This is a genomic window from Microcystis sp. M109S1, from assembly GCF_020247025.1.
In the GTDB taxonomy this organism is placed as follows: domain Bacteria; phylum Cyanobacteriota; class Cyanobacteriia; order Cyanobacteriales; family Microcystaceae; genus Microcystis.
The window spans coordinates 1-7,171 of record NZ_JADBRW010000206.1; the positions used below are offsets into that span (position 1 = coordinate 1).

Genomic DNA, 7,171 nt, shown 5'->3' on the forward strand with positions numbered 1-7,171 from the left:
ACAGTGACCATTTAAAGAAGATTTACTGGAAAGACAAGAGAGTATTATGGACAGGAGCTTACTTTGTGGCTAGTTGTGGTGGCGTTACGATAGATCAACTTAAAAAATATGTGGAGAGCCAAGACTCCCCAGAATATTAATCGTGCTTCGCCGTTCTATACTGGTCGGCTTTTCATCTCCGAGGTAAAACCGAGAGCCTTCAAGCCGACATTTTGGGTAAAATGTAACTAAACAGTGGTTACTTGAAATGGTTATGGAAAAAGAATCGGTGACGATCCGATTCCCGTCCGAGTTGATGCGGCAGGCCAAGCGGCTCAAGTCGGGGAAAGAATCGTTTAACGAATTAGTGGTGGAGGCTGTGGAGCGAGAGGTGAGGCGGCGTAAAGCCTTAGAAACTCACGAGACCATCCAGCGATTACGGGAACAGGTCAAACGGAGAACGGGAGTACACCCCGACCCGCTCCCGTCGCTTCGTCAATTGAGAGAGGGGGAATGGGAGCTTGAGTAGTTACTGCATCGATACCAGCGTTTTCATTAAATATTTGTGTCCCGACGAACAGGAGGGAGAGGCGACGGAATTGGTCGGTCAGGCACTATCGGGGCGGATCGTCCTGCCTTGTTTTGCGTGGGCGGAAATCGCTTCGGTTTTGCGGAAAAAGGTGAGGAGCGGTCTACTGACGGAAGGGGAGGCGGGTCAACTCTATAGTGCCTTCGGGGAATTACCGATCGATTACGTCGATGGGGAAGAGATTCGATCGAGGGCGTGGGAGATGGCCGGGATGTACGGTTTACTGACGTTGTACGACGCGGTTTTTCTGGCCGTGGCCGAGAAAGAGAGAGCCAATTACTGGACGGCCGACACGGTATTCTTGAAGGCTCTCGTTCCCAAACCGTCCTATGTGTTCGCTCTGGGTGGGGAGAATGAACGCGATGGCTAAAAGACGGTCGGAATGGACAGAAGACGAACTCGATGAAATGTTAGCTTCTGCGGGACGCGGGGTAGAAGCGATCGAGGTGGAGGTGATTCAATCCTCGCAACCGTTGAGCGAGGAGGAGGTCAGGGACAGGGAGCGGTTAGAGCGGACGGTAGAGCGGGCTTTCTACCACGCTGGTTCCGCCCTGCAAGAACTGCGAGATCGACGGTTGTACCGGGACGGGTACGACTCCTTCGAGGATTACTGTCGGGGGCGATTCGGTCACAGTCGTCAGAAGGCCAACTATTTAATTATGGGAGCGGCGATCTACCGAACCCTGAGTGCAGCCAACTGTCTGCTGCTGCCACCCTTGCGAGTATCAGGTGCGGCCGCTGGCCGTTCTTGCCCCGCAACGACAGCCGACCGTCTGGAACGAGGCCGTAGCGGAAGCTGGGGGCAAAGCACCCTCTAACCGAGTCGTTCGCGAGACGGTGGACAAATACCAGGATAAAGGGAAAGCGAATGTTTTCGAGGTGGGGGAAGTGGTCGCTATCCTTGCCAAAGATAACCCGCGCCTGAAGGGGAAAAACAACTGTTGGGCGCTCGTTACTGCTGTTCACCCGCGCTCCTGCGACTTGCGACTTCACGACGGGGCGATCGATCTGGTTAAAATCGAGTACCTTAAGGAGTTGGGCTACACCGAAGGGGACTGTCAGACGGTGCGGCGATTATGCGATCGATTGTCGAGACTGAGGGAACGCGAGGACTTGGAAGATGCCGCCGTCGCCTTTTTGGGAATCTTGGGGAAATTACAGCGACCTTACCTGAGTGCGTTAGAAGAGGAAATGCTGACCATGCTAGAGAAGTATTACGGGGTAGTGACCGATTGATTTTCGTCCTTGACTGGCGATCGTTCCCTCCGAATTACCGCGACCCCAGATCGAGGGACTACGAGCGGACGCGGGATCTAGGGGTGTTAGAATTGATAGACCGACCGCGTACCGGATCGCCATCTCTCTCTGCCCGCCATGAGTCAAAAGCCACCCTTCCCGCGACCCGAACTGGATTCCGCCCCGATTACCTTCGACCAATACGAAGCCTATACACCCGAAAAATTAGAGTTGTGGGAAGGTTTTAACCCCCCCTTTGCCTCTTGCCTCTTGCATGAGTGCCTTTCTTCACTAGGAAATTTATTTTGCACGACTACTTATTAATTAAGGCGATGGAGTTTTAAGTCACCCCTCTTAAATCTGAGATTTAAAAATCATCAATTAGGAGTTTTAACCATGAAAAAAACAACTCTTCCTATTAATTTATCTCAAGAAGAAATTAAACAATTTTGTCAGCGTCACTCGATCTGCAAGTTATCTTTATTTGGTTCAGTATTAAGGGATGATTTTACAAGAGAAAGTGATGTTGATGTTTTAGTAGAATTTGAACAAGGGAAGACTCCTGGTTTAGCTATTATTACGATGGAAGATGAGTTATCAAATATAATAAATCGCCAGATAGATTTAAGAACATCGGCAGATTTAAGCCGTTATTTTCGTGAGCAAGTCTTGGCAGAAGCTATAGTTATTTATGAGCAAAATTGATAATTTAACTCGGCTAAAACACATCAGAGATTCAGCAAAAGAGGCATTATCTTTTGTAAATAATCGCACCAGACAAGATTTAGATGACGATAGGATGTTATCTTTAGCTCTCGTAAGATTAATTGAAATAATGGGCGAAGCTGCTAATAATGTTTCTGAACCTTGCCAAGTTAAGTATTTTAAAATCCCTTGGCGACAAATCATCGGCATGAGAAATCGTATTGTTCATGCTTATTTTGATATTGACTTAGATATTGTCTGGCAAGTAATCACTCAAGATTTAGGTTTACTTTTGATTGAAGTTGAAAAGGCAATTAAAGAATTGGAAGCGTAAATTATGGGAACAGGAAACAGTTTCGAGCCAATAGACCTCTTAGACCTCTTGCAAAAGTCTTAATTCGATCCTTGTACAGCAACATTTTTGAAGATTATCAACTACTAATAAATAATTAACTGAAAGTCCCTCCCATTATTGTTTCTATCGTTTGTTTTCGGATTTATGCAAGAGGTCTATTAAAGCGATATATCTTCAAGCTCGCAGGAAGTCTGATACAAAAGGCAGTTTAGCACTTGCCCGTATGTCAGATTTGACATATTATGGGATAATAAATGCAAAACAAAAATGATAAAGATATCGTTTGGTTGAGTGGAGAGGTGAAAACTCCTGGGAGATCGGACATGGATTTAGCTAAACGTCAACGTTTAGAAGCGGCGGGCTGGAAGGTGGGAACAGTAGAGGAATTTCTAGAGCTTACGCCCGTAGAATCCGAGCTTATCGAACTCAAACTAGCCCTCGGTAGAAAATTAAAAGAAATTAGAAAAAGTCAAAACATTTCTCAAAAAGAGTTAGCAAAAAGAATGGAATCGAGCCAGTCGCGAGTGGCTGATCCCTCGGTTTCACTTGACCTGATAACCCGCGCCCTTTGTTTATCCGGGGTCACACGTCGGCAGATTGCGGAGGCAATTATTAGCTCGGATGTTAGTTCCGAAGACGATCTCGTGTAGCGAGCGCTTTGCGTTCGCCCACAGTTACCGTGAACTGGTTTCTTCCCCATAAATTGAGTAATTGAACCGTTAGTTAATCGACACTTCGAGACGATACAGGAACGCTTAGGAAGTTGGCCACTCGTTGCCTTGTTCTTCAAACCTTGAGTGAGGAAACTTCACTCGATCGAGGACGCGCTTTCCCCGATCGCTTTCAATAAAAACAGTCCCAAATCCCGATTCAACCCCTCGTTTCGTTGGGGACAACCGTGTTGGGTTAGGCAACGGGGACAGCCGTACTCACAATCACAGGCTTCAACCAGCGCCCGCGCTTTGTCGGCCAGTCGGGGTAGGTTCTGAAAAATCGCTTCCGTCGCCCCGTTGCCACCGTCGCAAGTATCGAAGAAATAACCGACGCTTCGTTTGTCCTCCCGCTCGACCACGAAATTGACATCCGATCGCGAGGAAAGTACCAGTAGAGGGACGGCGAAGATCAGTTGATGCCCCATACTGTGTAGGGCTAACCAATCTGGTGCGCTTGTCCAGAGGTGTTTGAGGGTGTCGGGAATGTTATCACCGTAGCGATCGGTAAGGTTTTTTCTGAGACGGGCTACTTCCTCGCGGATAACGGTCGTGACTCCAGGATTGAGTTCGATTTTTAAGACGGGAGCCTCGTAGCTGGTGCGGTACGGGGTCGGAAAAGTGATTTTCTGCTCGACATCGGTGATCTCGGCCGTTCGTAGAGAGCGGTGACATTGCGGGCAGCTTTTGCCCTTGAGGGGCAGATGATAGCCTGAACAGTAAGGATTGGTGCAAGTAAGATGGTACTGGCGTTTTAACCGTTGATAACCCGTGACCAAGGATGTGATTTCGCCCCAGTGCAGACGTATTCTGATCCGTGCGTCGGGGAACGGGGTCGAGAGAATCTTCGGTTCTGTCAGTAGCACTCTGGAGGCTACCGTTAGGTCGGTTTCCGGTTGGGTCGAGAGATCGCTATCGCAACCGAGAGGTTCTAGCGATGCGGTGTGGTTCTCCTCGTTCAGTTCGCGGCACTGGTACACCACCCGTCGGCCTTCCTCGTCGATTGCGGTATAGAGCGCATCAGGGAAGACCTCACGGTGGGCTAACTCCAAACCCATCTCCTCGATCGTCTCCTTAGTGGTCAGGTCTATCAATTTTACCGATTGTTGGGGGTTGCCCCGAAGGTTGACCGAATGGTGGGGCATTCCGACGGCGTGCAAAAAACCGTTAGCTTTCAGAAAAAGCTTGTTCTGTCGTAATAATTCATCGGCCAACCGTCCGCCTACCTCTCCGAAACGGGGTAGTAAGCTAAACGGCGCTTAACCTGCATGATCCAATAGCTATAACCCTTTTGGAGTCTATATCGGTGATCCGAAGTAAAAGCCGTTTAGCTTACCTCACTTACCCCTAATCCGCTCTCGGCACAACAGCAGAGCAGGTGTTTGGCCAGCAGGGTCGGGTAGTCGGGATTGAAGGCGACATTTTCTACTCCGTCCGATAGTAATCGCTTCGGATAGGTTCCGTAGTAGTGATCGAGAGGATCATCGGCGATCGGTAGGAAGATAACCAGACCGCTTCGCCGTCGTCCGACCCGGCCGATCCTTTGCCGGAAAGACATGATCGAACCGGGATAACCTCGGATAATGCAACAATCGAGTTCGGGGAGGTCGATTCCCGCTTCCAGTGCCGATGTGGAGAGGAGAACCCTAATCTCCCCGGTTTCTAACTTTTGGATCAGGCGACGACGTTGTTCGGACTGCATGGAACCGTAAAAGGGTGCTACCCGTCGCGCTAACCCGGCGTTTCCCCAGTTTTCGGCTTCTTTAGCGAGCAGTTTCAGCAAGTTCTTGACGGTCGTGCGCGAGTAACAGAAAACGATACCGCTCAGTTCTTGTTGGAGAAGGGAGAGGACGATCCGCACCGTGTCCGGATTGGGGGAACCCGTCGGTGCTAGGGAGAGGAAAGTTTTGGACGCGGCGGTTCCCTGACCCGTATCCATTGCTTTTAGCCGTTTCGGTTCGTCGGCACGACCCCCAAAACGCTCCAACAACTCGACGGGATTTCCGAGGGTGGCCGAAGTGCAGATAAATTGTAAGCGATCGCTATTGCCGCCGACACTATCGACCGCCCGCCGGAGACGGCGGGTAAGGTTGGCGAAATGCGCTCCGAAGGCGCCGGTGTAGGTGTGAGCTTCGTCGATCACCACCCAACGTAGGGAACGCAAGAAATCTCGCCATCCCTGCCCTTGACTTCCCCCGCGTATTTTCTCTAGCTGGTAATGGAGTAAATCGGGACTGACCGCTAGAATCCGGGGAATATCGGGATAAAACAATTTCCATCGTTCGGACTGCGAGGTATCCCCCGTCATCTGTCCGATTTTCAAACTAGCGTTCGGTGGCAACACCTCGTTCAGGGTTTGTAACTTCCTGGTCTGGTCGAAGGCCAGAGCTTTGAGGGGAAAGAGATAGAGAGCGGTCGGTTCCGGCGACCTGAGACAAGATTCGAGAATGGGGAGGTTATAACAGAGCGTCTTGCCAGAAGCTGTGGGGGTGGCGATGACGATATCCTTGCCCTGTCGCAATAAGGTCAGGGCTTCCAGTTGATGTTCGTAGAGCGAATCGATCCCGATTTTAGCTAGAGCGGTTGTTAGCACGGGCGGAACATCGGCGGGGATCGGGTGTAACCGTCCGTTAATGGCGGGAATGACGGTGATGTAAGTCAATCGTTCCGCTAATTCGGTAGCAATCGCCCGAAATTCGGGTTTCTTGAGACGTTGAATAGCTGCCAGAATCGCGGGGGTCGATGGAGAGGACTCGGACGGTGTTATCTCGGCCAAAACTAACTCGCCCGAAGCGATCGATTCTTGCCAGTTTGGGAACTGTAGGGGGACAGAATAGCCCGGAAACTTGACGATCAATCGATTGCCCAACCAGCCCGTCACTTTTCCCGTGCCGTATTGCGGCGAAGTGACCGATTTACCGACACCGAGAGCGTCGGGTAGGGGTTGACCCGATTTTTGACCGGCACGGAGCAGGGCTGCGGGATCGAGGGGCTGGTTCATGGTTTTTTTCGGTATTGGATTTTATCTTGAACGTCGGGTAATATCCCCGATTTTACAAAAGGGATTATAGCCGATTAAAATATAACTATTCTTCTAAATTAATTATATATTATTGTCGAGACTTAACTAATTTTATTTTCTCGAAAAAATTATGTTTTTCTCCGATAAAAAAAATTGTTAAAACTCTTTAGATATGATTTCAAAACCTCCTTTATTTAATCAGCATAAACTATCTGAATACATTTGTCTTGACTTGTGATCTCCCGGGCAGTTTAGATAGGAATAATCGCAAAATTGGCGATGCTATTTCCTGTTATCAACCCATCGACCGCCCGAAAATGCTTGTCATAGCTAAACAAAGCCAGATTATATTGTAGAGCGGTCGCTGCGATCCACATATAGTTAGTGGGAATCGGATTTCCCTTTTTCCTCAAGCCAGAATAAACTCTAGCGTAATAAGCTAAAACGCACTTAAACCACCTAAAATAGAAATAGTAACTTGAGAAAAATCCTACTTATGCCAGCCAAAGATTTCCTAGACTTAGAAGAAAAGAAAAACTTACAAAAAGCTCTTAAAGAAGAAGAAAGAGCAGAGG

Annotated in this window: 11 protein-coding genes; 8 read left to right on the forward strand and 3 right to left on the reverse strand. The window is 49.0% G+C overall.

Annotated elements, in window-relative coordinates; all coding sequences use genetic code 11:
• The 8 genes from IM322_RS10385 to IM322_RS10420 form a co-directional block, all read left to right on the forward strand.
• Nucleotides 1-140: transposase (locus tag IM322_RS10385; protein ID WP_287673851.1), on the forward strand; the 140-nt coding region annotated here is incomplete at its 5' end.
• Nucleotides 141-253: 113 nt separating this feature from the next.
• A complete protein-coding gene (locus IM322_RS10390) occupies nucleotides 254-508 on the forward strand; it encodes a YlcI/YnfO family protein (RefSeq protein ID WP_287673843.1) in 255 nt (84 codons plus the stop codon).
• Nucleotides 501-938: a type II toxin-antitoxin system VapC family toxin gene (locus IM322_RS10395; protein WP_287673844.1), complete on the forward strand. Its 438-nt coding sequence runs from the start codon at nucleotides 501-503 to the stop codon at nucleotides 936-938. The genes IM322_RS10390 and IM322_RS10395 overlap by 8 nt, the downstream gene beginning before the upstream one ends.
• Nucleotides 931-1,386 carry a hypothetical protein gene (locus IM322_RS10400; protein ID WP_287673845.1) on the forward strand — a complete coding sequence of 152 codons (456 nt, stop codon included), beginning with the start codon at nucleotides 931-933 and terminating at the stop codon, nucleotides 1,384-1,386. The genes IM322_RS10395 and IM322_RS10400 overlap by 8 nt, the downstream gene beginning before the upstream one ends.
• Complete coding sequence (locus IM322_RS10405; RefSeq protein WP_287673846.1) at nucleotides 1,298-1,804, forward strand: hypothetical protein; 507 nt, start codon at nucleotides 1,298-1,300, stop codon at nucleotides 1,802-1,804. Before IM322_RS10400 ends, IM322_RS10405 begins: the two co-directional genes overlap by 89 nt.
• Nucleotides 1,805-2,200: 396 nt before the next feature.
• A complete protein-coding gene (locus tag IM322_RS10410) occupies nucleotides 2,201-2,509 on the forward strand; it encodes a nucleotidyltransferase family protein (RefSeq protein WP_024968661.1) in 309 nt (102 codons plus the stop codon).
• The gene (locus IM322_RS10415) at nucleotides 2,496-2,843 is read left to right on the forward strand and encodes a HepT-like ribonuclease domain-containing protein (protein WP_024968660.1); all 348 of its coding nucleotides are present in this window, start codon (nucleotides 2,496-2,498) and stop codon (nucleotides 2,841-2,843) included. The genes IM322_RS10410 and IM322_RS10415 overlap by 14 nt, the downstream gene beginning before the upstream one ends.
• Before the next feature lie 344 nt (nucleotides 2,844-3,187).
• A complete protein-coding gene (locus IM322_RS10420) occupies nucleotides 3,188-3,514 on the forward strand; it encodes an XRE family transcriptional regulator (protein ID WP_287699041.1) in 327 nt (108 codons plus the stop codon).
• Nucleotides 3,515-3,672: 158 nt separating this feature from the next.
• On the opposite strand, the gene IM322_RS10425 is transcribed toward IM322_RS10420, so the two are convergent.
• From IM322_RS10425 to IM322_RS10435, 3 genes are all read right to left on the reverse strand, one after another.
• On the reverse strand, nucleotides 3,673-4,734 hold the full coding sequence (locus tag IM322_RS10425) for a Zn-binding domain-containing protein (RefSeq protein WP_287713196.1): 1,062 nt from the start codon (nucleotides 4,732-4,734) through the stop codon (nucleotides 3,673-3,675).
• Between the two features lie 167 nt (nucleotides 4,735-4,901).
• The gene (locus tag IM322_RS10430; RefSeq protein ID WP_287673849.1) at nucleotides 4,902-6,575 is read right to left on the reverse strand and encodes a DEAD/DEAH box helicase; all 1,674 of its coding nucleotides are present in this window, start codon (nucleotides 6,573-6,575) and stop codon (nucleotides 4,902-4,904) included.
• Nucleotides 6,576-6,847: 272 nt separating this feature from the next.
• Entirely contained in the window at nucleotides 6,848-6,973 is a 126-nt protein-coding gene (locus tag IM322_RS10435) for a PIN domain-containing protein (RefSeq protein ID WP_287673850.1), read from the reverse strand.
• Between the last annotated feature and the right edge of the window lie 198 nt (nucleotides 6,974-7,171).

Excerpts from the sequence above, each read along its gene's own strand:
- IM322_RS10390 (WP_287673843.1), top strand. The coding sequence starts at position 254 with ATGGAAAAAGAATCGGTGACGATCCGATTCCCGTCCGAGTTGATGCGG.
- IM322_RS10400 (WP_287673845.1), top strand. The coding sequence starts at position 931 with ATGGCTAAAAGACGGTCGGAATGGACAGAAGACGAACTCGATGAAATG.
- IM322_RS10410 (WP_024968661.1), top strand. The coding sequence starts at position 2,201 with ATGAAAAAAACAACTCTTCCTATTAATTTATCTCAAGAAGAAATTAAA.
- IM322_RS10415 (WP_024968660.1), top strand. The coding sequence starts at position 2,496 with ATGAGCAAAATTGATAATTTAACTCGGCTAAAACACATCAGAGATTCA.
- IM322_RS10420 (WP_287699041.1), top strand. The coding sequence starts at position 3,188 with ATGGATTTAGCTAAACGTCAACGTTTAGAAGCGGCGGGCTGGAAGGTG.
- IM322_RS10430 (WP_287673849.1), bottom strand. The coding sequence starts at position 6,575 with ATGAACCAGCCCCTCGATCCCGCAGCCCTGCTCCGTGCCGGTCAAAAA.
- IM322_RS10435 (WP_287673850.1), bottom strand. The coding sequence starts at position 6,973 with ATGTGGATCGCAGCGACCGCTCTACAATATAATCTGGCTTTGTTTAGC.